The organism is Limnohabitans sp. (assembly GCF_040400975.1).
Lineage (GTDB): Bacteria > Pseudomonadota > Gammaproteobacteria > Burkholderiales > Burkholderiaceae_C > Limnohabitans_A.
In genome coordinates this window covers 1-1,170 of sequence record NZ_JBBAPF010000135.1, presented here as the reverse complement: position 1 = coordinate 1,170, position 1,170 = coordinate 1, and the positions used below count along the sequence as shown (strand labels likewise).

Below are 1,170 nucleotides of genomic sequence, written 5' to 3'. Positions count from 1 at the left end.
GCGAGGCATCCACAACGCCAAGCCGTTGTTGCCCGTTGCCCCGGTTGCATCGGGCAAACGGTACCCGGATTGTCTTGCGCATTTGAGAATTGCAACAACACGGGAAAGTGGAAGCTCATGCACCAGCGGCGCATCATCATCCAAGAGAGCGAGGAGAGGCACGGAGAACCGGATGCGATCTACGAGATCCTTTACTACTGCCCCCCTTGCATGGCAGAAAGATGGGGGTGCAGTATTCTTGAGGCACAGGCTCACATCATCAACAACCAGCCTCACACACAGAGGAGGCGTGCCTTTCAGGAGAAGTTCCGCATCCACGATGAACAGGTTGCCGCCGAGATACCCGCCCTCTCAAAAGGCGAGCGGCGCAACATCACCATCAAGATGATGACAGACGCCGTGACACCAATCAGTCGCTTCATCTTGTTGAAGGCAGCAGCACTGAGGCACCGCGGGACGGTACTGGATGAGCACGCTGAGCTCACGAAGCGCATGTCTCTTTGCAAGACGATGGCCGAAGTCGAGATGTTGCTGCCTGAAGTGGAGGCCTTGGAGGAGAAGATAGAGGAGTTGTCAAAGCCTCTTGCGTTTGCCAGCAAGGGGGAGATGCCGCAGGAGTTCTGCTTAGTTGCAGATTACAGCGACGAATGGACCATCATAAGGAACCCCGACGGCTCCATCAAGTCCGCCATTCGCAGCTACCACCTCTGCACCAGCGGGGGCGCTGAGTGGGAGTGTTGCACTGTCATCGAGTCGAAGGCGTGGTTGCGCAGGTTTGGCTTGGTCGCTTGGTGCCCCAAGCAGCGTTGGTGGTGCAACTGCTGCGGCGCACGTTACGCCCCCAAGATGGGCATGCTTGTGGAGATCCATGGCGGCGGCAACGTGTTCTGGTTGTACTCAGAGTACCCTTGGGAGTGGCGCGACGTCAAGTGGATGAGTGTTGAGGAGAAGCATCGCGATGCATTGACTCCCAAGAGCCTCTTCGACATGATCGAGACCGTGTCGCCGTACTTGGGTGACGGCATGTTGCGCCGCGTGGAGCCACACGAACTCAAACCGGGATCATCTGGCGAGGGAGGGAGTCTACAAGGTGGTGAACCCTCGCGCCCTGATGGCTGAGCCCATGTGGACATGGTGCGCCATGCTCTTATTTCCCAAGGGAGTCGGAGT

1 protein-coding gene is annotated in these 1,170 nt (G+C 57.8%); it reads left to right on the top strand.

Annotated features, from left to right (window positions below; translation table 11 throughout):
* Positions 1-117 precede the first annotated feature (117 nt).
* Positions 118-1,119, top strand: coding sequence for a hypothetical protein (locus ABWQ00_RS16195; RefSeq protein WP_353239689.1), 1,002 nt, complete (start codon positions 118-120; stop codon positions 1,117-1,119).
* Positions 1,120-1,170 lie beyond the last annotated feature (51 nt).